Annotated in this window: 19 protein-coding genes and 1 pseudogene; 13 read left to right on the forward strand and 7 right to left on the reverse strand. The window is 63.9% G+C overall.

The window, feature by feature from the left end; genetic code table 11:
* The first annotated feature begins 4 nt into the window (after positions 1–4).
* A complete protein-coding gene (locus H351_RS26425; protein ID WP_020906438.1) occupies positions 5–1,840 on the forward strand; it encodes an acyl-CoA dehydrogenase in 1,836 nt (611 codons plus the stop codon).
* An 85-nt stretch (positions 1,841–1,925) separates the two neighbouring features.
* Here H351_RS26425 and H351_RS26430 read toward each other — a convergent pair whose 3' ends face one another.
* On the reverse strand, positions 1,926–2,555 hold the full coding sequence (locus H351_RS26430; protein WP_244891399.1) for a hypothetical protein: 630 nt from the start codon (positions 2,553–2,555) through the stop codon (positions 1,926–1,928).
* A gap of 179 nt (positions 2,556–2,734) precedes the next feature.
* On the opposite strand from H351_RS26430, the gene H351_RS26435 reads away from it, so the two are divergent.
* Together H351_RS26435 and H351_RS26440 are read left to right on the forward strand one after the other, a co-directional pair.
* Positions 2,735–3,457 carry an ATP-binding cassette domain-containing protein gene (locus H351_RS26435; RefSeq protein ID WP_019747147.1) on the forward strand — a complete coding sequence of 241 codons (723 nt, stop codon included), beginning with the start codon at positions 2,735–2,737 and terminating at the stop codon, positions 3,455–3,457.
* A 5-nt stretch (positions 3,458–3,462) separates the two neighbouring features.
* Complete coding sequence (locus tag H351_RS26440; RefSeq protein WP_029254597.1) at positions 3,463–5,475, forward strand: YhgE/Pip domain-containing protein; 2,013 nt, start codon at positions 3,463–3,465, stop codon at positions 5,473–5,475.
* Here H351_RS26440 and H351_RS26445 read toward each other — a convergent pair.
* Positions 5,472–6,050: a nucleotidyltransferase family protein gene (locus H351_RS26445; protein WP_029254596.1), complete on the reverse strand. Its 579-nt coding sequence runs from the start codon at positions 6,048–6,050 to the stop codon at positions 5,472–5,474. The two genes, H351_RS26440 and H351_RS26445, sit on opposite strands and share 4 nt — an antisense overlap.
* 65 nt (positions 6,051–6,115) lie before the next feature.
* Here H351_RS26445 and H351_RS26450 point away from each other — a divergent pair, with 65 nt between their 5' ends.
* From H351_RS26450 to H351_RS26460, 3 genes are all read left to right on the forward strand, one after another.
* A complete protein-coding gene (locus tag H351_RS26450) occupies positions 6,116–6,361 on the forward strand; it encodes a helix-turn-helix transcriptional regulator (RefSeq protein ID WP_019747144.1) in 246 nt (81 codons plus the stop codon).
* The gene (locus tag H351_RS26455; RefSeq protein WP_029254595.1) at positions 6,358–6,846 is read left to right on the forward strand and encodes a hypothetical protein; all 489 of its coding nucleotides are present in this window, start codon (positions 6,358–6,360) and stop codon (positions 6,844–6,846) included. The genes H351_RS26450 and H351_RS26455 overlap by 4 nt, the downstream gene beginning before the upstream one ends.
* Positions 6,847–6,931: 85 nt before the next feature.
* On the forward strand, positions 6,932–7,915 hold the full coding sequence (locus H351_RS26460; protein WP_029254594.1) for an LLM class F420-dependent oxidoreductase: 984 nt from the start codon (positions 6,932–6,934) through the stop codon (positions 7,913–7,915).
* A 4-nt stretch (positions 7,916–7,919) separates the two neighbouring features.
* Here H351_RS26460 and H351_RS26465 read toward each other — a convergent pair whose 3' ends face one another.
* Together H351_RS26465 and H351_RS26470 are read right to left on the reverse strand one after the other, a co-directional pair.
* Positions 7,920–10,256, reverse strand: coding sequence for a VanW family protein (locus tag H351_RS26465; protein WP_029254593.1), 2,337 nt, complete (start codon positions 10,254–10,256; stop codon positions 7,920–7,922).
* A gap of 294 nt (positions 10,257–10,550) precedes the next feature.
* Positions 10,551–11,906 (reverse strand): acetyl-CoA C-acetyltransferase, encoded by a 1,356-nt coding sequence (locus H351_RS26470; protein WP_019747140.1) that lies wholly within the window; start codon positions 11,904–11,906, stop codon positions 10,551–10,553.
* Between the two features lie 130 nt (positions 11,907–12,036).
* On the opposite strand from H351_RS26470, the gene H351_RS26475 reads away from it, so the two are divergent.
* Both H351_RS26475 and H351_RS26480 read left to right on the forward strand, forming a co-directional pair.
* A complete protein-coding gene (locus H351_RS26475; RefSeq protein ID WP_003945596.1) occupies positions 12,037–13,383 on the forward strand; it encodes a 3-oxoacyl-ACP reductase in 1,347 nt (448 codons plus the stop codon).
* A complete protein-coding gene (locus H351_RS26480) occupies positions 13,383–14,246 on the forward strand; it encodes a MaoC/PaaZ C-terminal domain-containing protein (protein ID WP_007734551.1) in 864 nt (287 codons plus the stop codon). Before H351_RS26475 ends, H351_RS26480 begins: the two co-directional genes overlap by 1 nt.
* Before the next feature lie 101 nt (positions 14,247–14,347).
* Here H351_RS26480 and H351_RS26485 read toward each other — a convergent pair whose 3' ends face one another.
* On the reverse strand, positions 14,348–14,947 hold the full coding sequence (locus tag H351_RS26485) for a TetR/AcrR family transcriptional regulator (protein ID WP_003945885.1): 600 nt from the start codon (positions 14,945–14,947) through the stop codon (positions 14,348–14,350).
* 72 nt (positions 14,948–15,019) lie between these two features.
* Complete coding sequence (locus H351_RS26490; RefSeq protein WP_029254592.1) at positions 15,020–16,198, reverse strand: glycoside hydrolase family 3 N-terminal domain-containing protein; 1,179 nt, start codon at positions 16,196–16,198, stop codon at positions 15,020–15,022.
* Between the two features lie 101 nt (positions 16,199–16,299).
* On the opposite strand from H351_RS26490, the gene H351_RS26495 reads away from it, so the two are divergent.
* The 4 genes from H351_RS26495 to H351_RS32875 all read left to right on the forward strand — a co-directional run bounded on the left by H351_RS26495 (position 16,300) and on the right by H351_RS32875 (position 22,582).
* Positions 16,300–16,767 carry a universal stress protein gene (locus H351_RS26495; RefSeq protein ID WP_003945900.1) on the forward strand — a complete coding sequence of 156 codons (468 nt, stop codon included), beginning with the start codon at positions 16,300–16,302 and terminating at the stop codon, positions 16,765–16,767.
* A gap of 45 nt (positions 16,768–16,812) precedes the next feature.
* Positions 16,813–17,901, forward strand: coding sequence for an isochorismate synthase (locus H351_RS26500; RefSeq protein WP_029254591.1), 1,089 nt, complete (start codon positions 16,813–16,815; stop codon positions 17,899–17,901).
* Between the two features lie 129 nt (positions 17,902–18,030).
* The gene (locus H351_RS31595) at positions 18,031–18,204 is read left to right on the forward strand and encodes a DUF2613 domain-containing protein (protein WP_003945488.1); all 174 of its coding nucleotides are present in this window, start codon (positions 18,031–18,033) and stop codon (positions 18,202–18,204) included.
* Positions 18,205–18,247: 43 nt separating this feature from the next.
* A complete protein-coding gene (locus tag H351_RS32875) occupies positions 18,248–22,582 on the forward strand; it encodes an alpha-(1->3)-arabinofuranosyltransferase domain-containing protein (protein WP_029254590.1) in 4,335 nt (1,444 codons plus the stop codon).
* Positions 22,583–22,605: 23 nt separating this feature from the next.
* Here the strand turns inward: H351_RS32875 and H351_RS31600 are convergent.
* Positions 22,606–23,655 (reverse strand): annotated as a pseudogene (locus H351_RS31600) (acyltransferase family protein); the annotation flags it as partial.
* Between the two features lie 216 nt (positions 23,656–23,871).
* Here H351_RS31600 and pgfA point away from each other — a divergent pair.
* The gene (gene pgfA / locus H351_RS26520; protein WP_019747133.1) at positions 23,872–25,005 is read left to right on the forward strand and encodes a cell envelope lipid trafficking protein PgfA; all 1,134 of its coding nucleotides are present in this window, start codon (positions 23,872–23,874) and stop codon (positions 25,003–25,005) included.
* Positions 25,006–25,058 lie beyond the last annotated feature (53 nt).

The raw sequence follows: 25,058 nt of genomic DNA on the forward strand, positions 1-25,058 counted from the left end.
AGACATGGGCCATTACAAGAGCAACGTTCGGGACCTGGAGTTCAACCTCTTCGAGGTTCTCGGACTGGAGAAGCCACTGAGCGAAGGCGCTTGGGGCGACCTGGATGCCGACACTGTCCGCAACATGCTGGCAGAGGTCGCACGCCTGGCCGAGGGACCGCTTGGCGAATCTTTCGCCGACGCGGACCGCAACCCCCCTGTCTTCGATCCCGAGACGCACACCGTTGCACTTCCGGAATCCTTCAAGAAGTCGTTCAAGGCTCTGTGGGATGCCGAGTGGTACCGCATGGGACTGAGCGAAGAGGTCGGCGGCGTGCCGGTTCCCCGCTCCGTCGTGTGGGCCATCGGTGAGCTGATCCTGGGCGCACAGCCTGCAGCGCACATGTACCAGGCCGGACCCGCTTTCGCGGACGTGCTGTTCAACAACGGCACCGAAGAGCAGAAGAAGTGGGCAGCCACCATCGTCGAACGCGGATGGGGCGCCACGATGGTCCTCACCGAGCCCGACGCCGGCTCCGACGTCGGTGCCGGACGCACCAAGGCGATCAAGCAGGACGACGGCTCCTGGCACATCGAGGGCGTCAAGCGCTTCATCACCTCGGCCGACTCGGACGACCTGTTCGAGAACATCTTCCACCTCGTTCTCGCTCGCCCCGAAGGCGCCGGACCCGGCACCAAGGGCCTGAGCCTGTTCTTCGTCCCGAAGACGCACTTCAACTTCGAGACCGAAGAGTTCGGCGAGCGTAACGGCGTCTTCGTCACCAACGTCGAGCACAAGATGGGCCTGAAGGTCTCCGCCACGTGTGAGGTCACCTTCGGCGGCCACGGCATCCCCGCACAGGGCTGGCTGGTCGGCGAGGTCCACAACGGCATCGCCCAGATGTTCGACGTCATCGAGCACGCTCGAATGATGGTCGGCACCAAGGCAATCGCCACCCTCTCCACCGGTTACCTCAACGCTCTCGATTACGCCAAGCAGCGTGTTCAGGGCGCTGACCTGACCCAGATGACCAACAAGGCAGCACCGCGCGTGACCATCACGCACCACCCCGACGTGCGTCGCAGCCTGGCAATGCAGAAGGCATACGCCGAAGGCCTGCGCGCGGTGTACCTCTACACCGCAGCACACCAGGACGAGGTTGTCGCCCAGCTCGTCTCGGGCGCAGACAAGGACACCGCGTTCCGCGTCAACGACCTGCTGCTCCCGATCGTCAAGGGCGTCGGCTCCGAGCGTGCGTACCAGTACCTGACGGACAGCCTGCAGACCCTCGGTGGCTCCGGCTTCCTGCAGGACTACCCGATCGAGCAGTACATCCGCGACTCCAAGATCGACTCGCTGTACGAAGGCACCACGGCCATCCAGGCTCAGGACTTCTTCTTCCGCAAGATCGCTCGTGACCGCGGCGTCGCGCTCGCTCACGTTGCCGGACAGATCAAGACCTTCATCGACAGCGAAGCCGGCAACGGTCGCCTGAAGGCGGAGCGCGCACTGCTCGCCACCGCACTCGAAGACGTCCAGGCCATGGCTGCCACGCTCACCGGCTTCCTCATGGGAGCTCAGGAGCAGCCCACCGAGCTCTACAAGGTCGGCCTCGGTTCCGTCCGCTTCCTGATGTCCGTCGGCGACCTGCTCATCGGCTGGCAGCTCCTCCGCCAGTCCGAGATCGCTCTCGCGGCACTCGACAACGGCGCTTCCGACAAGGACAAGGGCTTCTACGAGGGCAAGGTCGCCATCGCGTCCTTCTTCACCAAGAACGTCCTGCCCGAGCTCACCGCTTCACGCGAGATCATCGCGAACACCGAGAACGACATCATGGAGATCGACGAAGCAGCATTCTGATTCGTTCCTGATTCATGAAAAGTGCCGGTCCCGAGAATGTTTCGGGACCGGCATTTTCATGCTCGACAGTCAATGCAATCTGTGGTCATCTGCGCTCGACGGTCGGGCAACTGATCTGGGCGGACAGTACGGACGTCGTCGGTTGCTCGCCCGGCCGTGCCGCCGTTCCTACCAGGGAAAGCGCCACGCGCCTGCGGTCCGGAGAACTGACTATTTCGATGGAATTGTCGACACCGCCGCCGAAGGACACGAACTGTCCGCTCTGATCCGAGAACATCATCGTCGCCCCGGACTGACCTGGTTCCGGGTTTTCGTTCACGTAGACCTGCAACTGGAAATCACGCCCCGGATATTCGCCGCCGCCGTCGTACTCGTAGAAGGAACTGGTGTGCACCTCGTAGGCCCACTGGCGGTGACCGGCGGGCAGCGAATCCGCCCAGTTGTGCTCGAAACACGTGACGGATCCGGGCAGCGAGACATTGGCTGCGCCGCTCCACCCACCGGACAGGGTGATGGCTCCGTATGGCGCTGCTTCGGACTCGTGCCGATCGGAAGGCAAGGGCGGAACGGTCACGGGTCCGACATTGCGCCCGGTGAACTCGAAAAGCCTCTCGCTCGACACGAACGGGGGCGACTCGCGCTCACCGGCACAGGAGACAACCGACAGGGTGGCCATGACCAGTACCGCGCACATACCGCGTCTACGAACCGGCACTTCGACACCCCCTGTCCGTTTCCAACAGAATACATACCGTTCGGTCTTCAAGTTACCGATCGTGTCCGACACATCCCATTCGTGGGACCGCTCACCCGCTACCGATGTGATTGGGTGAGCACGAACGTCCACTGAACCAGCACTCGGTTCTTTCGAAGGCCGAGTAGATCAACAGACAGGTGATCATCGTGGTCGCACCAGAGCACGCACAACTCGATTACGCCCCTGAACTGGCATTGACCGCCACGGACTTGGCGCTCGACGGCCCATGGGGGCCGGTGTTCGGACCCGTCAATCTCGAGATTCGTGCGGGCGGTGTGACCATCCTCGAAGGCTCCGCCGGTTCAGGACGTACGTCCTTACTTCTGACACTCAGCGGACGAATGAAAGCCAGTTCCGGATCACTGTCCGTCTTCGGTCGAACGCGTCCCCGAGAGATCTTCGAGATCGCCGGGGTCGCCGGGTTCGAGGACATCGACGAGCTTGCCGAGTCCGTCACCGTCCGAGATCTGATCACCGAACAAATTCGCTGGGATGCGCCCTGGTACAAGCTCATCGGACGTGCCGGAGACCGCGAACTCGAAGCGGTGTGCGCTCCCGTCTTCGGCGATCATCCGTTACCTGCGCTCGGCCGGTACGTCAGCGATCTCGGGGAACTCGAGGCGACCCTGCTGCGTATCGCCGTCGCGAACACGAAGAAGCCGGCCCTGCTCGTCGTCGACGATCTCGAACAGGTGCGGCGCGACTCCGAACGCGCGTACCTCGTCGAGCGACTCGTCGAGATGGGGAGCTACCAGACCATCATCGCGTCGACCGTCAACCCGCTGCCCGACGGATCACCCATCGATGCCGTCGCCCTGCTCCAAGAAGTCACCAATCCCGACCAAGAAGGGGCGAGGTAACCGCGATGCTCGCTGGAATGTCTCTCGGAACCGAACTCAAGCGGTTCTCCCGCGGCGCGATGCCCAGGATCGCACTCGTCACCATCATCTTGATGCCACTGCTGTACGGCGCAATGTACCTGTGGGCCTTCTGGAATCCGTTCGGTGAGGTCAACAAGGTCCCCGTCGCACTGGTCAACACCGACCGCGGTGCAATGGTGCAGGGTCAAGAGCTCAAGGCGGGCGACGAAGTAAGCCAAGCACTTCTCGATTCCGGTGAGCTCGATCTCCACCTGGTCTCACAGCAGGAAGCCGAACAGGGAGTCTCGGACGGCACGTACTACTTCTCTCTCACTCTGCCCGAGAATTTCAGCGAGGCCGTTGCCTCCCCGACGACCAAGGACCCTCACAAAGCTCAGTTGCAGTTCACCTTCAACGACGTCAACAACTACCTCGGCACCATCATCGGCCAAAACGCCGCCCAGCAGGTCCTCAGTCAAGTCAGCGACAAGATCGGCGCGCAGTCCGTCGAGACGGTCCTGGTCGGATTGACCGACGCGGGTGCAGGTTTGAAGCAGGCCGCCGACGGAGCACTCCAGCTCTCGGCCGGAGTGAACACTGCCAACGCCGGAGCCGGCGAATTGGCGTCGGGTTCGAAAACTCTTGCCGACAACATGGTTACCGCACGTGACGGCGCAGCCACTCTTGCCGGCGGTACAGCGCAACTCTCGACCGGTATCAATACCGCCACGGACGGTGTCCTCGCACTGACCGACGGTTTGGGGCAACTCGATCTCGGAGCCGTCCAACTGGGCGACGGCGCAAGCCAACTCAGTGGTGGCGTCACCCAGGTCGTCGACCAACTGAGCGTCCTCGGGAACACACAAGCAGACGTCGCACAGCTGGTCGGGCAGGCGGTGGCCAGCCTTCGGCTGAACCCGGATCCTGTCAGCCAACAGATCGCCAATGCCCTCGCGCCTGCCCAGGACATGCTGCGCACTCAGGGTTTCGGTGAAGCGACCATGGGCCAACTAGGCGAACTCAAGAGCGGTGCACAACAACTCGCTTACCAACTCGACGATCCGTCGAGCACCTTCCGAGCCGGGCTGAATGCCGCGGCCAACGGCGGCGGTGAACTCCGCAACGGCCTGGTGCAGCTGCGTGACGGCGGTCAGCAAGTCAACGACGGCGCTCAAACCCTCAGCAGTGGACTGGTTCAACTCACCGACGGCAGCGTCCAACTCTCCGATGGTGCAGCCAAACTCGCCGACGGCACCGAGCAACTCCGTGCCGGGTCTGCCGAACTCGCGACCAAACTCACCGAGGGCGCCGGTCAGGTTCCCAGTTGGACCGATCAGCAGCGAACCGCAACCGCTCAAACCCTCTCCAGCCCGGTCGAACTACAGGAGACCTACGAGAACCGGGCAAGCACCTTCGGTACCGGTTTTGCTCCGTTCTTCCTGCCCCTCGCGCTGTTCGTGGGCGGCATCATCACCTGGATGCTGCTCAAGCCGCTACAGAACCGGCCCATCGCAAACGGACTCGGCGCGCTGCGAGTGGTCCTCGCCTCGTACTGGCCGGCATTGCTCATCGGCATCTGCCAGGTGATCGTGATGTACCTGGTCGTGCACTTCGCCGTCGGCCTGCACCCCACACACGCCCTCGGCACCGTCGGATTCCTGATGCTCATCACTGCCACGTATATGGCGTTGATCCAGGCATTCAACGCCATCTTCGGAGTATCCGTCGGACGCGTCATCACCCTGGCGTTCCTGATGCTGCAACTGGTTTCGGCCGGCGGCATCTATCCCGTCGAAACCACCGCGAAACCGTTCCAGATCATCCACCCCTTCGACCCGATGACCTACGCGGTGAACGGGCTACGACAACTCACCGTCGGCGGTATCGACTCGAGACTGTGGGTCTCGATCGCCGTCCTCGGCGGCCTTCTCGTCGCCTCACTCGGGGCCAGTTCACTTGCTGCACGCCGAAATCGGCAATGGACCATGGACAGGCTGCATCCGCCGATCGAAGTCTAGGTCAGGGTCTCCGGCCAAGGCTCCACGGTCAGCGCAGGCCATTCCTTGCGCCACCGTGCCGCCTTGGCCTCGTAAACCTCTCTCGGTGCCAGCACCGGGTTGGGACGGACGATCATGTCGAAAAGATCGTCGTATCCATGCGGGGCATACACGTCCACAGTGCCGCCCGCAGACTTGGTGATCCCGAAACAGCAAGTTGTGGAAGCGAAGTGGTCGATAGCGTCGCGGCAACTGGTGAACGGAACGCCGGGAATCCCGAAATGCTGCTCGTACCACAGGTGCACGCGGGCTTCGTTGCGTACTTCGACATCGGCATCCACATCGGCGAACAGTTCTGCCGCCGAACGAATCACACGGTCCTCCGCGTCGTAGCTCAGATCGCCGGCGTCGAAATAGAAGAGGTCGTAGTCCTTGATTCCGGCGCCGAGGTCACGGCCGTCGATGTGATTCCAGACGGTTTGGAAGAGCCCACCCGCCGTCAGGTACCACTCCGACAATCCCAGCTTCGGCGCCCGATCCACGATCGTTGCGACCACTGGATTGGCCAGGGCGATCTCGAGAAATCGTTCACGCATGCTCTTCAGCCTCTCATATGACAAGTAAACTTGACATCATGTGACAAGTATTCTTTACTTTTCCTATGACTGGAAAGGCCGGCGACAACAACGTGCGGGAGCACCGACGCCTCGCCGGCCTCACCCAGGCGCAACTGGCCACGGCAGGTCAGGTGAGCAGACAGAGCATCGTCTCCGTCGAACGCGGCGACTACGCACCGAGTGTCTACCTGGCACTTCGCCTGGCACTGGCACTGGGGACCACCGTCGAAGCGCTCTTCCCCTTACCCGAATCGGCACTCACCGCAGAAATTCCAGAGGAGACGGCATGAGCACCATGATGAAGGCAATGCGGTTCGTCGGAGATCTGGACGACGACTTCTACAAGGACGAGCGGCAGCGCGACGTCTGGAACGAAGCCTCGGCGGTGGGATTGCAGAGTGTCTTCTGGGCAGTCTTCGTCAGCTCGGTGATTCTGCCCTGGGTCGCCGGCCGAACAGGGGCGTGGATCTCGCTCGCGCTGCTGATCGTCGCGCTGTTCGGCTCGGTGGTCACGATTGTCTATGCACTTCGACGCGACGTCGATGTCTACGTGTTGTCCAACTACAACCGTCCCCGGGTCGTGATCAGCATCGCGCTGTACCTCGTCGCCACAGTCGGCATCATGGCGCGCCTCAAATTCGATTCGTACGAAGAATCGTCCACGTGGGTCGGCGCTCTCGTCGGCGGAATCGTCGGTGGCGGCGTCGCAATCGCGGCAGTCAAGCTTCACCAGCAGCGCGCCAAGCGACGCGAAGCGGCCGAAGAACTTCTCTGAATTCCGGAAGTCTGCCCGGCACAACGGAATCCATAGAGTTGGTAAAATCGTGCCAGGTCAACCGATCGCGAGTAACGTCGAAACGGTGAGCACTCGCCTCGGATACCAGATGCCCAACTTCAGCTACGGCGGTCCGGTCAAGGACCTCTTCCCCACCGTCATAGCGCAGGCCCGCGAAGCCGAAGCCGCAGGCTTCGACACTGCATTCGTGATGGATCACTTCTACCAACTCCCCGGAATCGGAGCGCCGGACGCCCCGATGCTCGAGGCCTACTCCGCGCTCTCCGCGCTGGCGACGGCCACCGAGACCATCCAGTTGTCTGCACTGGTCACGGGAAACACCTACCGCAATCCGCCCATGCTCGCCAAGACCGTCACCACCCTCGACGTGGTGAGCGGCGGTCGGGCCATCCTGGGCATCGGCGCCGGTTGGTTCGAACTCGAACACAATTCGTTCGGATACGAGTTCGGAACGTTCACCGAGCGCTTCCAGAAACTCGACGAAGCACTGCAGATCATCGCGCCGATGCTCCGCGGTGAGCGCCCCACCTTCGACGGCAAGTGGTACCACGTCAAGGACGCCATCAACGAGCCTCGAGTCCGCGACGACCTGCCGATCCTGCTCGGCGGTGGCGGTGAGAAGAAGACGTTCAGCCTCGCCGCTCGCTTCGCGGATCACCTCAACATCATCTGCGACCCCTCGGAACTGCCGCGCAAGATGGAAGCACTTGCGGCACGCTGCGACGAAGCCGGTCGCGATCCCGCAACCCTCGAGACCAGCTTCCTCACGTTCATGATGATCGACGAGGACGGCGACAAGGCTCGCGCGCATCAGCGAACGTTTCTCGCGGAGCGTGGCCTCGACATCACCACGGCGCCGGAAGACGTGGTCGCCAAGGCCACCGAACGCCATTTCGTCGGCGGCCCGGACGACGTCGCCGAGCAGGTTCAGACGCGCATCCTCGACCACGGCATCGACGGCGTCGTGATCAACCTGATCACCAACGGCGAAGAGCCAGGCATCGTCGACCTCGCGGGCCGCACCCTCGGCCCACTCGTCGGCAAGTAGTTCCCTACTCGCACTTCACGATCGGCACCGGGTCGTACTTGACGGTCCGGGTGTTCGAGGAAATCTCGGCGCCACTCGCGTGGTCGGTGATCACGCGGGTGTCGCTGACCGTGAATCCGGGCGCACCGCTCGAAGCCACACAACCAGGCCCCTCCGGCAACGTCACGGTGTTCGGCGATGTCGGCGACGTACGCGGGCCGGTCGTCGAAGCGACATCGACGGTTTTGGTTCCCCAGATCCGAACGGTGATGTTCGACGACGTCGCAATCGTCTCGATCATCACGCCGGTCTTCGCCGGATTACGGAACTGCAAGTCGATCGCACCATCGAAGATGGTCGCCTCACGCGCTTCGGGGTACCGCGAGATGTAGTAACTGTGCTCAGTGTGCGCGACGTCGTCCATGCCTGCGAAATACGTCGCGTTGTAGAGCGTCGTCGCGAGCTGGCTGATACCGCCGCCGACAGCCTTGTCCGGGCGACCATTGTTGATGATCCCCGACTCGACGTATCCCTGAGCCGCACCGCGCGGACCCGTGTACTCGTTGAGCGAGAACGTATCCCCTGGCTTGATCACGGCCCCGTCGATCTCCGACGCGGCCAGGCCGATATTCACACCAGACGCGTATTCGAAACCACCGGTGGTGAATTCGCCGATCACCTCGTTGATGCCGAGGGCATCCGCGGCTTCGGTGGTCAACGCCGGCGGGACCGGTCCGTACACGGCGGGTGTTGCCCGAGACGCCGTGCTGCCCAGCAGAACCGGAAGTTCCTTGACCGTGTCCGGCCAGTTGATCAGATCACCGACAACACCCGGCACAACCGACGGCTTACCACCGGCGAAGGTGAACGACGCGTCCTTGGGTTGTACTTCAGTCGATACCAACTGCGGAGTCAGAATCTTGATCGCAGCATCGGTGTTGTACTGCGGAGTCAGCCCACCCGAGCCGTCAGGGGTGAAGGTCAGAACCTCACCGATCTGGTCGACGCCGAGCGTCGCAACCTTGCCGTCACGGCCGTTGACCACGACATCACCCGAGGCAGCCGGAATGGCAATCTCCTGCAGTGCGCGATCGACACCGGCCTGAGTGACCGTCACCGGCACCTCGTCGACCGGAAGATCGACGACGCCACCGTCAGACCACTCCGCGGCGAACGTTGCGCCCGCCTGCTGCGTTTCGAGAGCCTGGCCGGCGGCAGGTGAAACACCCGTCGCCTTCCCACTCTCGAACACGACTGCGCCTTCGACGGGCGCACGATCGCTGTTCGCCGCAAGCTGCGACATCGAGGCATCCAACGCACCCTGGTCGACCGTCGACACCACGGGCACCTCGCGGGAGCCGAAGAACGACGTGATGCGGGTGATCGGATTGATCGGCTGAGCGTTCACGCCCGAGAGCGTCGCCGACCAGTCGACGTCCACACCCGCAGATGCGGGAACGATCTGGGAATCGACGCCGCCGGCATGTACCGCTACCGGTTCGACGAGCCTTGGGCCGAGTTCGGCGCGCAGCGTGGCCTCTGCGTCGGCAGGCGTGAGATCACCGATGTCCACCCCGGCGACCTGGGTGCCGCGTGGTGTCTTCCCCGACGACGTGAAGATGTCCACTCCGTAGGCAATCACTGCGACGGCAAAGATGGCGCCGAGTGCTATCGCTGGTTTGACCCACTTACGGGAAGAAGCCGGAGCGGGCGCTTCTGGCTGTTGTTGCGGTGCTGGTGGTGCAACTGCCTCTGGTCCGCGGACAACAGGCTCGTACTGCTGCTGGATGGGTTCGAATTGCTGGGTGTCGTACTGCTGCACGAACTCGGGACGCGGCGGCTTCGGGGGAACCACCACTGCCGGGGGCTCGAACTGCTCTGTCTGCTCGTCGATGGTTTCTGTCGCCGGAGCCGAGTCGACTACTTCCGTCGGCGGTGCGTCCTCCGCTGGGACGACTGGGATGACGGTGGTGACCTCGTTTGCCGATTCGTCGATGGCCGGTTCGACGATTGTGGGCTCGACGATTGTCGGCTCGTCTACTGCTTCGTCGACTGTCGCTTCTGTGGAATCGATTGCTTCTTCGTCGACAGGCCTTGGTGCTTCGGCTGGTTCAGGTTCTACTGATTCAGCCTCGACAACCGCCTCGGTCTCCTCAGGGGTCTTGGGTTCCTCGACCGACTCGGTCTCTTCGACCGCCTGAGGTTCCTCGACCGACTCGGTCTCTTCGACCGCCTGAGGTTCCTCGACCGACTCGGTCTCTTCGACCGCCTGAGGTTCCTCGACCGACTCGAGTTCCTGTTCCGGGAGGGACGAGTCCTCGCTGTTCGTCTTCTCGACGGACGGACCCTCTTCGTCACTCACCTGTTGGCTCCTCGCTGCATCAACCGTCGCTGCGGCGCTCACCGACAACTCAATACAGGATATCCGGACATACGAGAGCCCCGCGCTGCTGCCAGGTCGGGGGTCAGGCAGCAACACGGGGCTGTCATGAATATCGGTAGCTATTCTGCAGCGTTACACGCCTGCGCGAAAAAGTTTGCAAAGAGTTCGGGGATCCGGCCACCCCTCGTGGCCGGATCCCCGATTACGCATCCCCTCGCGACGATCACTGCAGGTGAGCGCAGTTTTCAGTCGCGTGGGGAGATTGTGGAGCGGTTACCGCTCGATAATCGCCGTGACACCCTGGCCACCGGCCGCACAGATCGAGATCAGGCCGCGGCCCGAACCCTTTTCAGCGAGCATCTTTGCGAGGGAAGCCACAATACGTCCGCCGGTTGCCGCGAACGGGTGACCTGCAGCCAAGGACGATCCGTTGACATTGAGCTTGCTTCGGTCGATCGATCCCAATGCGCCGTCGAGGCCGAGGCGTTCCTTGCAGTACTCGTCGGACTCGAAGGCCTGCAGGGTTGCCAGAACCACCGAAGCGAAGGCTTCGTGGATCTCGTAGTAATCGAAGTCCTGCAAGGTCAGACCGTTGCGGGCCAGCAAACGCGGAATCGCGTACGTGGGAGCCATGAGCAACCCGTCTTTGCCGTGGACGTAGTCGACGGCAGCGGTTTCGGAATCTACGAGGTGCGCCAGAACCGGAAGATTGCGCTCGGCTGCCCACTCGTCGGTGGAGAGGAGGACTGCAGAAGCGCCGTCGGTGAGCGGCGTCGAGTTGCCTGCCGTCATCGTCGCGTCGCCGAGCTTGGTACCGAAGACGGGCTTGAGCGTCGACAGCTTCTCGACGGTCGAACCGGGACGGAGGTTGTCGTCGCGGGTCAGGCCGAGGAACGGGGTGACGAGGTCGTCGAAGAAACCGCGGTCGTAGGCAGCCGCCATGTTCTTGTGGCTGGCAGCGGCAAGTTCGTCCTGGTCCTCGCGCTTGATGCCGAATTCCTTGGCGGTGATCGCAGCGTGGTCACCCATCGACTTGCCGGTGCGAGGCTCGCCGTTGCGCGGAATTTCGAGGCCGAGCATGCCCGCACGCACGTTGCCGAGCAGCTTGATGCGGTCGCCCGTGGACTTCGCGCGATTGAGGGAGAGCAGGAACTCGCGCGCCTGATCGTTGACGCCGATCGGGGCGTCGGACGTGGTGTCCGTGCCGCCGCCGATGCCGGAATCGATGCGGCCGGCCGAAATGGCGTCGCCGACGGCGATGATCGACTGCAGTCCCGTGCCACACGCCTGCTGAAGGTCGTACGCCGACGTGTACGGGCTCAGCGCGCTGCCGAGAACGGACTCGCGAATGAGATTGAAATCACGGCTGTGCTTGAGCACCGCACCGCCGACGACCATGCCGAGCTTCTCGCCCTGCAGATTGAATCGGCTCACCAGACCGTCGAGCGTCGCAGTGAACATGTCCTGGTTGGACGCCTGTGCGTACGCCTTGTCCGAGCGTGCGAACGGAATGCGATTTCCGCCGACGATCGCAACCGGACGGCGCTGACCTGCGGACTTCGCAGCGGCTGCGGCCGGTGCGGTGCGCGGTGCGGCGGGCTTTGCGTTTGAACGGGCTTTGCTTGTCACTTGCGTCTCCAAGGATGGTGCGATTACCTGTTGAAGACTATTCTTACTCAGTAGTAAGTTACTTGTCTATCGCCGCATTCTTCCGATTGCCCGGTGAGAGACAACCCGAAACACAACAGAAGGTAGGACCGTGGCAGCCAGCAAGGGAGCTCCCGACCTCTATTCACAGTTCCTCTCGTCCGCCCCCGGCGCATTCATCGCGTCGAAGGCCGGCCTGCCCAGGCCCGAGAACCTGCGTCGCTACAAAGCAGGGGAACCCGCACTCGCCGGACCTGTCCTCATCGGCGGCAAGGGTCGGCTCGCAGAACCACTTCGCGTACTGCTCTCCGACTACCCGGCGGCTCAGGCACACGACAGCAGCTTCGGCGGACTCGTGTTCGACGCCACCGGAATCACTCAGGTCAGCGAGCTCGAGCAGCTGTTCGAGTTCTTCCAGCCCGTGATCCGCAACCTCGCACCGTCGGCTCGCGTCGTCGTTCTCGGCACGACGCCGGAAGAAACGTCGAGCGTCGACGAGCATGTCGCGCAGCGCGCGCTCGAAGGCTTCACCCGCAGCGTCGGCAAGGAGATCAAGCGCGGCTCCACCGCTCAGCTGGTCTACGTCTCCCCCAAGGCGTCCACCGGACTGTCCGGCGTGGAATCGACTCTGCGCTTTCTCCTTTCGGCAAAGTCCGCCTTCGTCGACGGCCAGGTCATCGTCGTCGGCGCTGAAGATTCCGTCGCGCCCGCAAGCTGGGACAAGCCGCTCGAAGGCAAGGTTGCCGTCGTCACCGGCGCAGCCCGCGGCATCGGTGCCACCATCGCCGAGGTGCTTGCCCGCGACGGCGCACACGTGGTCTGCGCTGACATCCCGGCCGCCGGCGAAGCACTGTCCGAGACCGCAAACAAGGTCGGCGGCACGTCCCTCGCCCTCGACGTCACGGCGGCCGACGCAGCCGAGGTCCTCGCAGCTCACCTCCTCGAGCGTCACGGCGGAGCCGACATCATCGTCCACAACGCCGGCATCACCCGCGACAAGACCCTCGCCAACATGGACGAGGGCCGCTGGAACATGGTCATGAACGTCAATCTTCTTGCACCGCAGAAGATCACCGAGCACCTCGTCGAGAAGGGCGCCCTCAAGGAAGGCGGCCGCGTCGTCGACGTCTCCTCCATCGCCGGCATCGCGGGCAACCGCGGCCAGACCAACTACGGCACCTCCAAGGCCGGCGTCATCGGCCTCGTACACGCCGAAGCTCCCGTCCTGGCGAAGAAGAACATCACCATCAACGCCGTCGCACCGGGCTTCATCGAGACCGCCATGACCGCAGCCATCCCCTTCGCCACCCGCGAAGCCGGCCGCCGCATGAGCTCGCTCCTGCAGGGCGGCGAGACCGTCGACGTCGCCGAGACCGTCGCATACTTCGCCAGCCCGGCCTCCAATGCCGTTACGGGACAGGTCGTTCGCGTCTGCGGCCAGAGCCTCCTGGGCGCATGATGGCAACAAAGACCGTCGCGCTCACCGAGCAGCCGAAGACCCTCGACATCTACTCCCGGGCGGTACTGGGATTGTTGCCGTGGAACAAGTCCAACTCGCGCTCGGTGCCACAGCAGACCTTCACCCTCACCGGGCTGAAGGTCGACACCGACAATCTGGCGGCGTACTGCCGCGTGACCGGACTGCGATTCGGCGACACTCTGCCGATCACTTACCCCTTCACCTTGGCTTTCCCGACCGTGATGAAGCTGATGGTGTCGAAGGACTTCCCCTTCGCCGCCGTCGGCTCCGTTCACGCCGAGAACGTCATCGAATCGCTGCGGCCCATCTCCGTCAGCGAACCGCTTGACCTCTCGGTGCATGCCGAGAACCTGCGTGAGCACCGCAAGGGCCTGCTGATCGACGTGATCACCGAAATTCGGGTGGGACGGGAACTGGTCTGGCGACAGACCTCGAGCTTCCTGAACCAGCAGAAGACCTCCCTGTCCGGCCAGCCAGGTCCGGAGCCCAAGGCCGACGAGGTCCCGCCGATGCCGATGAGCACCATCCGCGTCGACCAGACCACGATCAGCAAGTACGCCGCCGTCTCCGGCGACCGCAATCCGATTCACGTCTCGTCTCTGGGCGCCAAGGCTTTCGGTTTCCCGAAGACCATTGCTCACGGAATGTGGAGTGCCGCGGCAGTTCTGCGGACCGTCGAGGGGTCCGTCGCGGACAAGGTCACCTACAGCGTGCGTTTCGGCAAGCCGATTCTGCTACCGGCGACGCTGAATGCCTACGCTGATCGCACCGACGACGGCTGGGATCTGTCACTGCGTCACCCGAAGAAGGGTTACCCGCACGTCACTGCGACGCTGCGCTGACCTGAGTTTTGTCGGGTTTCGACCCACCCCAATTGAGCGAACGTACCTTTCGGCGCCTTGGATGCGCTGAAAGGTACGTTCGCTCAGATTGGCTTGGGGGGCTATTCGGACTTCTTCTTGCCCGACAGACCGCGCCACGCGAGGGATTCGAGTAGATCCGCTGCGGCATCCACTTCGATTTCCCCACCCGCGACCCGGTCGGCTACCGCCTCACCGGCGCCGACGAGCGCAATGGCGATGATCCCGTAGTCGTGCGCGGCATCAGGATCCTTGGTGCTGGACTCGAGCAGATGCGCAGTCAACTCGATCAACCGATCGCGGCTGGACTGCACGGTTCCCGCAAAAGCCTGCTGCCCGACGGCCTGACGGTAGAGCACCATCCACGACTTGCGGTTTGCGCCCACGAACCCGAGGAAGCCCTCGAGAGCGGCGCGCAATTGTTCACGCGGAGTCAGGTTCGGCGCACCGGCCGGGGCGAGCGCTTCGAGGAAGCGGAGCCCTTCACGATGAATACACGCCGCGAACAGCTCTTCCTTCGAGCCGTAGTACAGGTACAGCATCGGCTTCGAGATCTCGGCTTTGGCTGCGATGGTGTCCATCGAAGTTTCGTGAAACCCCCTGTCGGAGAACACGTCCACAGCCGCGTCGAGCATCTGCTGCTCACGCACTGCGCGTGGCAGTCGCTTGGTACCGCCGGCCATGCTTCCTCCAACCACAGGGTAAATGTCGATCTTACTCTACGGTAAGATTGTGCGTCGAATCCCGACTTCGACTCAGCAGGTCACGGCACCTTTGGCAGTGGCAACTGTGACCACGGCCTGATCGACCCGCGCCTGCGGAAGCGCACCGGACGCGACGGCCTGCTCGAGATGGTCGAGCACCCGCGGAACGTCGTCGGTTGTCAGCCACAATGCCTGATCGACTCCAGCCACCAGCGCAGCCTGAACCGCGTCGGCAATATCGTATCGGTCGGTGATCGCCTGCATTCCGCTGAGGTCGTCGGTGAATACCGGGCCGGTGAACGGCGCTGCGCCGTAACCCACTCCGTCGCGAAGCAACGCAACGGCTGCGGGGCTGATGCTGGCAGGGGTACCGGGCTCGGTCAGACCGGGAACCTCGAGGTGACCCATCATGACGCCGACTCCGGTTCCCGACAGCTCCCGGAAGGGAATCAGGTCCGACGCGATCAGATCCTGCAAGGGCGGCGTTGTCACCTCACCCCGGTGCGAGTCACCCGACGCGCTGCCATGTCCGGGAAAGTGCTTGATCACCGGGAAGATTCCGGCATCGCGCATACCCTGCGCGTACGCACCGGCGTAGGCAACCACGGTCTGGGGGTCGTCGGAGTACGAGCGGTCCCCGATCACGGAGTCGTCGGGTTGGCTGCTGACGTCGACGTCGGGGGCGTAGTTGACGGTGATCCCGAGATCCTTCAACCCACGTCCACGCTCGAGTGCCATCTGGTACGTCTGTTCCACTGTCATGGTCTGCGCCGTTTCCCTGGCCGACGGATCGGGCCCGAGGATGTCCGCGACGCGGGAAACTCGTCCACCTTCTTCGTCGATCGTCACCATCAACGGCAACTTCGACGCCGAAGCAACCTGCGGCACTTCGCGATTGGTGAGCATCGACTGATCGGTCCAACTTCCGACGAAGATGCCGCCGATCTCCTCGTTCTGCACTATCGACAACGCGTCGTCGGTCCCGGTGACGCCGACGTTGAGCAGCTGGGCAAGTTTCTGACGCAGAGACAGTGAAGCCACAAGGTCACTACCGCACGACGCGGCGACGGGCGCGGAGCTGGATGCCGCAGGCGTCGACGTGATCTCGGAGGTGGTGCTGGTCGGGGCGCTCGAAACCGGATCGGCGGTCCCGTTCTCGCCCGAGCATCCCGCAACCAACCCTCCGCATAAAGCAATGGTCGTCGCAGCCTTCAGAAACTTGATCCGCATACCTCGACCGTAACGGACCCGGTACCCATACACTCCCTCACGGGCACATCGGGACGGTAGCCTGGAAGAGAACCGATTCCCCCGCTGACGAGGAGGTCGTGATGCCACAAGGTCTGATGCTCATCGCGTACGACGGTTCCGACAACGCCAAGCGTGCAGTCGACTATGCGGGGCGTTTCCTCTCCGCCAATCGTGCTGTTCTCGTCACTGCCTGGGAGCCGATGGTTCGCCAGGCCGCTCGCATGTCCGGCCTGTCCGGGGTGATGCAACCGGAGTGGGTTCCCGACGACGACGTCGAGGACATCGCGTACACCGACGCCAAAGTCACCCTCGCCGAGGGCGTCGCACTGGCCGAGGCCGCAGGCCTGACCGTCGAAGGCAGAAGCGCCGAGTGCCGATCCGCGATCTGGTCTGCAATCTGCGAAACCGCAGACGAATTGGACGTCGACATCATCGTGACCGGCACCCGTGGCACTACGGGTTTGCGGTCGCTACTGCAGAGCAGCGTCGCGGATCATGTTCTGCGTCACAGTCATCGGCCGGTGTTGATCGTCCCTCCGGGGAAGTGACCTTCGCGCATTCCTGATCCGTGGCCGACTAGTGTCGAAACCACCATGGACGGTTTTGTTCTCTCGCGCCCCGATCACAGCGTGGTCACCCGCGGCGTACGACGCAGCTTCGACAGCTCCGACGCGGCCACCCACGCCCTGTCGGCAGGTACGACAAAGCTGATCGTCGGAGCGCTCCCCTTCGACCCGGCTGCCGCAACGGCGTTGTACGAACCTGCCGAGGCGACGATCGCGTCGCGGCCGTGGCAACCGCGCGATCCCCAGGCCCTGCCCACGACCCGGGTTGACCGGGAGATCCCGTCGTCGTCGGAGCATCTTCGTCGGGTGGAAAAGTTGATCGGACGCCTCCGCAGCGGAGAGATCGACAAGGTTGTCGCGGCTCGCACTGTGGAACTTCGCACGCAGACCCCGATCTCCCCAACCGCGCTCGCCGCACGCATGGCGGCGCTCAATCCCGTCGCCAACACCTTTGCCGTCGACCTCTCTGCTGCGGGAGCCGAATTCGAGGGCCACAGCCTGGTCGGCGCGACGCCCGAGGTATTGGTCAGTCGACGCGGGCGCGTCGTGACATGTCGCCCGTTGGCCGGGACCACAAAGCGATCCGCCGACGCCGATCAAGACCGCGCGGCAGGCGAGAGCCTTCTGCATTCGACGAAGAATCTGGCCGAGCACGCCTTCGTGACGGCGTGGATCCGCGAGGTCCTGCAACCGATGTGCAGTGATCTGTCGGTGCCGGCAACTCCCGAACTGACCAATACTCACGAGGTCTGGCACTTGGCCAGCCCGATCCGCGGCACGCTGCGAAACGACACCACTGCGCTCGACCTCGCCATCGCTCTGCATCCGACGCCCGCGCTGTGCGGAACACCCACTGACGCGGCACTGAAAGTCATCCGCGAGACCGAGGAGCCCCGCCGTTTCTACGGCGGCGCCGTGGGATGGTGCGACGAGGCCGGTGACGGCGATTGGGTGGTTGCCATCCGCTGCGCCGAGATCAGTGCAGACGGCCGCAACGCCTGGGCCAGCGCGGGTGGTGGAATTGTCGCCGAATCGGATCCGCAGGACGAACTCGACGAGACATCTACGAAACTGCGCACTCTGTTGACCGCGCTCGGTGCCGAAACCCTCGACTGACCAGCACGTCACGAGGGTAATCGTCCGGATTCTCGAGTGCGGGTGATACCTTGACCCGAGCAGTTCGTACGGGCCGGTAAGTCCGTCCGACCGCGAACGACCGACTAACGACCAATTGGGAGATCCGCGATGACGAAGTTCCTTGTCCCCGGTGTGGCCAGCGCTGTCATCGGTGCCGTTCTGGGTGCCGGCGTCATCTTCGGTGTCACGGCCGCCGCGTCGGACAACACTCGTCCCGAGATCGACCGCAGCGGAAACGCAGATTCTTCCGTGCTGAACCAGGTTGAGTACGGCAGCCGCTGAGAGCGCAGGCCTCGCGAGTTCCCGTTCTTCCGCCGACGCAGCGGTGTCTTCGGTAGACACCGCCCCGTCGGCAGAGCCCCTGTCGAAGCGGTGGCTGTTCGGCGCCTCCGTCGTAGCGTTTCTTCTCACTTTTCTGCAATCGCCGGGTCTGATCACCGCTGACACCAAGTACGACCTGACGCAGAATCCGTTCGGTTTTCTCGAACGCGCGTCGCATCAGTGGAGTAGTCAGGCCCCGCTCGGCCAGGTTCAGAACCAGGCCTACGGATATTTCTTTCCGCACGGGCCGTTCTTCGCGCTCGGCGAGTTGGCGAACGTTCCGCCGTGGATCACCCAGCGCATCTGGTGGGCGCTGCTTCTGATCGCAGGATTCTGGGGCATCATCCGAGTTGCCGAGGCTCTCGATATCGGCAGCCGTAGTTCGCGCGTCATCGCAGCGGTTGCCTTTGTTCTTTCTCCCCGCGCGCTGACCACGCTCGGTTCGATTTCCTCGGAAACCCTGCCGATGATGCTGGCGCCGTGGGTGTTGTTGCCGGTGATTTTGGCCTTCGGCCCTGTGCGTGGAAAAGGAGTCCCTGGACTCCCTGACCGCTCACGGGGGTTGAGGCGGTTAGCCGCACAATCCGCGCTTGCCGTCGCGCTCATGGGTTCGATCAATGCCGTCGCCACTGCCGCGGCCTGCCTGGTCGCGATCATCTGGTGGCTCTCGCACAAACCCAACCGAACATGGCTGACGTTCACCGCGTGGTGGGCGCTGTTCGTCGCTCTCGGCACACTCTGGTGGATCGTGCCGCTGCTTCTGCTCGGCAAGATCAGCCCACCGTTCCTCGACTACATCGAGTCCGCCGGTGTCACCACGCAATGGGCGTCGCTGGCCGAGATACTTCGCGGCACGGACAGTTGGACCCCGTTCGTCTCCCCCGAACGCATTGCCGGCGCCGTCCTGGTCACCCAGCCCGCAGCAGTTGTCGCCACCGGTCTGGTTGCCGCCGCCGGCCTCGCCGGGCTCTGCATGCGGTCCATGCCTGCTCGCGGCCGGCTGACACTCATCCTGTTCGTCGGTATCACCGGCCTGGCCGCGGGATACGTTGGTGAACTCAGCTCACCGGTGTCGGAGTCGGTACGCCTGTTCCTCGACTCGGCGGGCGCGCCGCTGCGCAACGTCCACAAGCTCGAGCCGTTGGTCCGTCTGCCGCTGGTGCTCGGACTCGCACACCTGCTGGCCAAAGTGCCACTACCGGGATCGGTTCCACTCGCCCGATGGCGCCGCGCGTTCGCCCATCCCGAGCGCGAACCGATGGTCGCACTGACCAGCCTGATCCTCGTTGCCCTCACCCTCTCGACTGCCTTGGCCTGGACGGGAAAGCTCGCTCCCCGCGGTGCGTATCCGGACGTTCCCTCGTACTGGAACGAAGCAGCGCAGTGGCTCGAGGACAACACCTCCCCCGGATCGGAAGCCGAACGTGCCCTGGTCGTCCCGGGAGCGCCCTTCGGCAGCCAGGTCTGGGGTCTGACGCGTGACGAACCGCTTCAGGCGTTGGCGAGTACGCCGTGGGCGGTGCGTGACTCGGTCCCGCTGACCCCTCCCGGCGCCATCCGAGCGCTCGATTCGGTGCAACGTCTCATCGCCGACGGACGGCCGTCGGACGGCCTCGCGCAGACCTTGCTTGGGCAGGGCATCCACTACCTGGTGATGCGCAACGACCTCGACGGCGAAACGTCGCGATCGGCCAGGCCGATACTCGTGCACCAGGCGGTCGAAGGCTCGCCGGGGATCGAGCGAGTCGCCCACTTCGGTGAAGACGACAGCCCCGAACAGATCGAAGGGCTGGTCGCGGACAGCGATCTGCGTCCCGGTTACCCGGCCATCGAAATCTTCGAGGTCACCCCGCCCGACGGCACCCCGGCGGTCAGTGGCCCGTACTCCGTCGACCTGAACCAGGTTCCGCGTGTACAAGGTGGGCCGGAATCGTCTGTACGACTTCACGAAAGCGGGCTGGTTCCGGGGACCGGGCCGATGATTCTCGCCGCCGACGCCGAAGCTGCGGGACTGCCCGTCGATTCTGTCACCGTCACCGACACACCGCGCGATCGAGAAACCGATTTCGGTCAGGTCGACAACCACAGTTCCGCCCTGCGCACCCCTGACGACGCTCGTCGTACCTACAATCTGGTGCCCGACTATCCGGTTGCGAACACGCCTCTCGTGGAAGGCCGTTGGAGCGGAGCGTCGATCACCGTTTCCAGCGCAGCCTCCGACGCCACCCAGCTGGGCGGCACTTCACCGTCGAGCAGTCCCGCGTCGACGGTCGACGGCGATCCGGCCACCGGCTGGTTCAGCAACGGCATCGAGCGCGCACTGGGCCAGTGGTTGCAGATCGACTTCGACACACCGATTTCCAGTGGGTTGCTTCATCTGACCACCAGTGCCGCGGCAATCGGAGCTCCCGTCAAATGGCTCGAGGTCTCGACACCGAACGGCAGCACGGCGGTGAAGGTGGAGCGTCCCGGTGAGCCCATCACCGTCTCGATCCCGGGCGGCAACACTCCGTGGGTACGCGTCACAGCGACTCACACCGAAAACGGATCGCCTGGAACACAGTTCGGCATCAGCGAACTCTCCGTCGAAGACTTCTCCGATCGCAGCGCGCCGAAGACCGTACCGATCCGTTTCGACACGGTCCTGCCGAGTACGCCGACGGGCGCATCTGTGAACGCGTGGAACCTGAGCCAGGAGTTCCCCGGCCGCAACGCCTGCGCCGACTCGACGGACCGCGTGCGGTGCAGCAATGCATTCATGGCGATACCCGAAGAGCCGAGCCGCTTCCAGCGCACGCTCACGGTGCCCGAAAACACAGTCGTTGCACCGACACTGACTGTCCGAGCGCGTCAGGGCAACGCCCTCGAAGATCTGCTTTCCGTCCCCGGCCGAATCACGGCTTCGGGTTCGAGCGACATCGGCGACACACGCGGATCTGCCTTCGCTGCCACCGACGGCGACGCACGCACCACGTGGTCGGCGCCGCAGAGCACCACAGAACCGGGCGGCCCGAAACCGACGCTGACTCTCAATCTTCCCGAGCCCACCCTGGTCACCGGCCTGGACATCACCCGGGGACTTGGCACTCTGCCGTCGCTGCCGACCAGTGTCGCGGTGAATCTCGGCAACGGGCCGCAGGTGCGAGAGCTGCCCGAACCCTCGGACGACACGCCTCGAACCAGTCGAGTTACCCTCGCCCCCTTCGTCACCGACAAGATCGTCCTGAGCATCACCGCTTGGGAACCGGTCCTCGATCAGACGGCGCTCGGCTTCGCCCAGGCGCAGCCCACCGGCCTCGCCGAGGTCGGCGTCGTCGGTGCCGACGGAACCCCGATCGCCGGTTCCGGAGTGCAGGGCGCAGAATCATTCGACAACCGCACCGTCACCGTCACCTGTGGCGACGGCCCGACCATTTCGGTTGCCGGACAGCAATTCCCCACCTCGATCACGGCGACGGCGACGCAACTTCGGACCGGCGCACCCGTCGAGGCACGTGTGTGCGGTCTGGACGCTTCGGCGACTTTGCCGGCGGGACAGCCTGAAGTGGTCGTCGAACCAGGCCCCGCATTCTCGGTCGACAATCTCGATCTGACGGCGGTCGGTCCTTCAGCCGCGCAACGGAATACACCGCTCGAATCGACCGCGTGGACGGCGAATCACCGCGAACTCACCGTCACGGGCTCGTCCGCCGATCAGCTGATCGTCAATCCCGAGAGCACCAGCATCGGTTGGATCGCCACGGCGCCGGACGGTTCCGAGCTGACGCCGGTGGTCGTGAACGGTTGGCAGCAGGGCTGGATCGTGCCGGCAGGCACCGCGGGAACCGTCACCATCGACTTCCCCAGCGACCGTTGGTACCGCCTCGGCATCTTCGGCGGGCTCGTGTTGCTGATCCCGCTGTTGTTCGCGGCTCTTGTCCCCACGCGCCGAGAGCCCAAGCCCCTCACACCACCCCGACCGTGGCGCAGCGTCGCGGCAGGATGGGTGGGCATGCTGGCGGCGGCCACCGTCATCGGCGGCGGAGTGGGAGCGGCGATCGCAGTTGTGTGCTCGATCCTCGGACTTGCCGCGCTGCGAATCTTCGGCCCGGCTCGGACCGCACGCATTCTCGTCGGCACCGCCGGCGTGGCCGCGATGATCGGCATCACGCTGCTCTCGACCGGACCGTGGCGGGCGCCGGGCGGCTATGTGGGCGACTCGTTCGCGATTCAGTTCTCGATGTTGGTGGCCTTGGTCGTGACCGGGTTGGCCGCGTTGCCCTTTGCCGGTTCACCGATGTGGCGGCGCTTCTCCCACCGCGTGACCGCGACGCGCGCCGGTTCCTCCACCAAGGCGTAACTGGCCGAGGCCACAGCGACGCTCAGGACGACCGTGAGGGCCAGGACGTAGAAGAAGCTGCCCGAGAACGGAACTATGCCGAATACGGGGAACACAGCGTTCAGTACGGCCAGGTGCCAGATGAACAGGCCGTAGGACCAGCGTCCTATTGCCAGCGCCAAAGGACTGGCCAGGAACCGATGCTGCGATTGATCGCGCAGAACCAGTGGCGCGATCAACGTGAAGCTGATGATCGCACCGAGTGCAATCTTGATCGCGTACTGCCACGGCTCAGGCCGCACCAGACCTTCGGGCCCGGCCAGATCGGTGCACGAGAGAACGAAGGCGATAAAGGCAATGAGGGTCAGGAGTACCCGACGGTGTGCGAGGCGATGCACCCATGTCGACGGGCCCACTGCCAGCTCGGCCAGCACCATGCCGGCGCCGAACCACGGCAGGTAGCCCGGCAACCAGTTGTCGTGGTGGATAGCGTCCGGCGTCGGAATCGGAATGAATGCCCACGTCAAGGCCAAGACCGACACCCCGAGCAGAAGCGGCAGCCGGAACCGGACCGAGTTTCCTCGTAGTCGGACCATCAGATACGCGAAAAGCGGCAGCAGAACATAGAACGCCACCTCGACCGACAGGCTCCACATCTGCGTGAGGCCCTCGGTGAGTGTCAACGGCACGAAGACCTGCGCCAACCCGAGATTCGCCAACCACACTTGGTAGCCCCCGCCGGCACCGGGCAGGAACAGCAGGATCAGGACCACTGCCACCCAGTACGCCGGCAGAATGCGCGTCGCGCGGGAGATCCAGTACCGGACGGTCGACTGCGGCTGCCCGATTCCGCGAGCCTTTGCCGCGTGGGGGCGCCACAGGAGAAATCCGGACAAGGCAAAGAACACCGCTACGGCGAGATCGAGTCGACCGAACGCGCGCCCGATCGCACCGGACTGCGCTTCACCGGTCTGGAACGCGACATGGGTGACGAGGACGCCGAGCGCGGCCAATCCACGCATACCGTCCAAAGCCGGAACGAAGCCCCGAGCCTGTGGCGGGACCGTCTGAGAGGAATTCGTGGAACTGATCATCACGGATAAGTGTGCACCCCAGGCCGATTGAGGGAAACCACCAGGGACTCACAACAAAATGCCTGGCCAATTCATGCCCTCATGCGACAAACCGGGCCGGTGGACTGTTAGTGTTCTGCCACACATGGTGTCCATCGGGGGCCCCATGCGATCTGCGCAGCTCATATTGTGCCGGTTGGGGAACCTCGAAAGACTTAACGGGTTAGGAGTCACAGCATGGCGGAACGCTCAGGGCCGAGCCGGATACTTCCTTGCATTCTGGTGGGCCTCGGTGCCTTCCTTTTGGCCATCGCCATCCTCATTCCTACCTACACGGTAGGCAAGCTGGAGAAGACGCCACTCGACCTCGAGGTGACCACCGTCGCCACAGGCACCGGTAGCGTCCTCAACTCGGCGGCCCTCCTCGGCGGAAAGGCACAGGTCGACACCAACGTGCCGATCGTCGCTCAGCGCTACGTCACCACGCAGGACCCGTCCGACGCCGACATCATCACCGTCGAAGCCGGCCAGACGGTCCGTCGTACCGACAAGCAGGGCGATACCGGACTGCTGACCGCAACCCTGGACCGCGTCACGCTCGATCGCGTCAGCTCGATGCCGACCAACGATCCGGTCGGAACCGTCCAGACGTCCAGCGACCAGCCCGCCGAAGAAGTTTCCCGCGACGGTCTGCAGTACAAGTTCCCGTTCAACACGGAACAGAAGAGCTACCCCTACTTCGACCTGAACGCTCGCGCCACGAAGGACATCGACTTCGTCGAAGAGACCGAGATCAACGGTCTGAAGGTGTACCACTTCCAGCAGACGATCGATCCCGTCGACCTGTCGAAGGTCGTCAACTCCCCCACCAACAAGCTGAGCCTTCCCGCTGACACCTGGGGCGTTCCCGGCGGCGCAACCCCGATCACGATGACGCGTTGGTACACCAACGTCCGTGACCTGTGGGTCGAGCCCAAGACCGGTGTCGTCGTCAAGGGCCAGGAGCAGTTGCACCAGTACTACGGCCGCAACAAGGATGCCGTCGACGTCGAGGTTCTCAAGGTCACGCTGCCCTTCGACGAGGCGACCATCGAGTACCAGGTCCAGCAGGCGCGTGACGGCATGGACAAGCTCTCGCTGTTCGGCCGCACCGTCCCGATCGTGGCAGGTGTCCTCGGAGTCATCGCGCTGATCGCCGGTATCTTCCTCGGCCTTCGCGGCGGCAAGGGCGGAACTCCGGCCCGCGCTGCACACGGCGGAACGAACCAGAATCCCAGCGGCCAGGGTTCGCCCGAGCCGGCTCCGGGTGAGCACGACTGGACCTCGGACGACACTCAGGTGATCCCGCGTCCGGATCTGCGCAAGGACTGATTCAGGCAGTAAGCAGAGCGCCCCTTCCACACGGAAGGGGCGCTCTGCTGCAT

The sequence above is a fragment of the Rhodococcus erythropolis R138 genome, assembly GCF_000696675.2.
Classification (GTDB): Bacteria; Actinomycetota; Actinomycetes; order Mycobacteriales; family Mycobacteriaceae; genus Rhodococcus_F; species Rhodococcus_F erythropolis.

Bases quoted from the DNA above. Each gene is read 5' to 3' on its own strand.
- H351_RS26425 (WP_020906438.1), top strand. From the start codon at position 5: ATGGGCCATTACAAGAGCAACGTTCGGGACCTGGAGTTCAACCTCTTC.
- H351_RS26440 (WP_029254597.1), top strand. From the start codon at position 3,463: ATGCTCGCTGGAATGTCTCTCGGAACCGAACTCAAGCGGTTCTCCCGC.
- H351_RS26445 (WP_029254596.1), bottom strand. From the start codon at position 6,050: ATGCGTGAACGATTTCTCGAGATCGCCCTGGCCAATCCAGTGGTCGCA.
- H351_RS26450 (WP_019747144.1), top strand. From the start codon at position 6,116: ATGACTGGAAAGGCCGGCGACAACAACGTGCGGGAGCACCGACGCCTC.
- H351_RS26455 (WP_029254595.1), top strand. From the start codon at position 6,358: ATGAGCACCATGATGAAGGCAATGCGGTTCGTCGGAGATCTGGACGAC.
- H351_RS26480 (WP_007734551.1), top strand. From the start codon at position 13,383: ATGGCAACAAAGACCGTCGCGCTCACCGAGCAGCCGAAGACCCTCGAC.
- H351_RS26485 (WP_003945885.1), bottom strand. From the start codon at position 14,947: ATGGCCGGCGGTACCAAGCGACTGCCACGCGCAGTGCGTGAGCAGCAG.
- H351_RS26490 (WP_029254592.1), bottom strand. From the start codon at position 16,198: ATGCGGATCAAGTTTCTGAAGGCTGCGACGACCATTGCTTTATGCGGA.
- H351_RS26495 (WP_003945900.1), top strand. From the start codon at position 16,300: ATGCCACAAGGTCTGATGCTCATCGCGTACGACGGTTCCGACAACGCC.
- H351_RS26500 (WP_029254591.1), top strand. From the start codon at position 16,813: ATGGACGGTTTTGTTCTCTCGCGCCCCGATCACAGCGTGGTCACCCGC.
- H351_RS31595 (WP_003945488.1), top strand. From the start codon at position 18,031: ATGACGAAGTTCCTTGTCCCCGGTGTGGCCAGCGCTGTCATCGGTGCC.
- pgfA (WP_019747133.1), top strand. From the start codon at position 23,872: ATGGCGGAACGCTCAGGGCCGAGCCGGATACTTCCTTGCATTCTGGTG.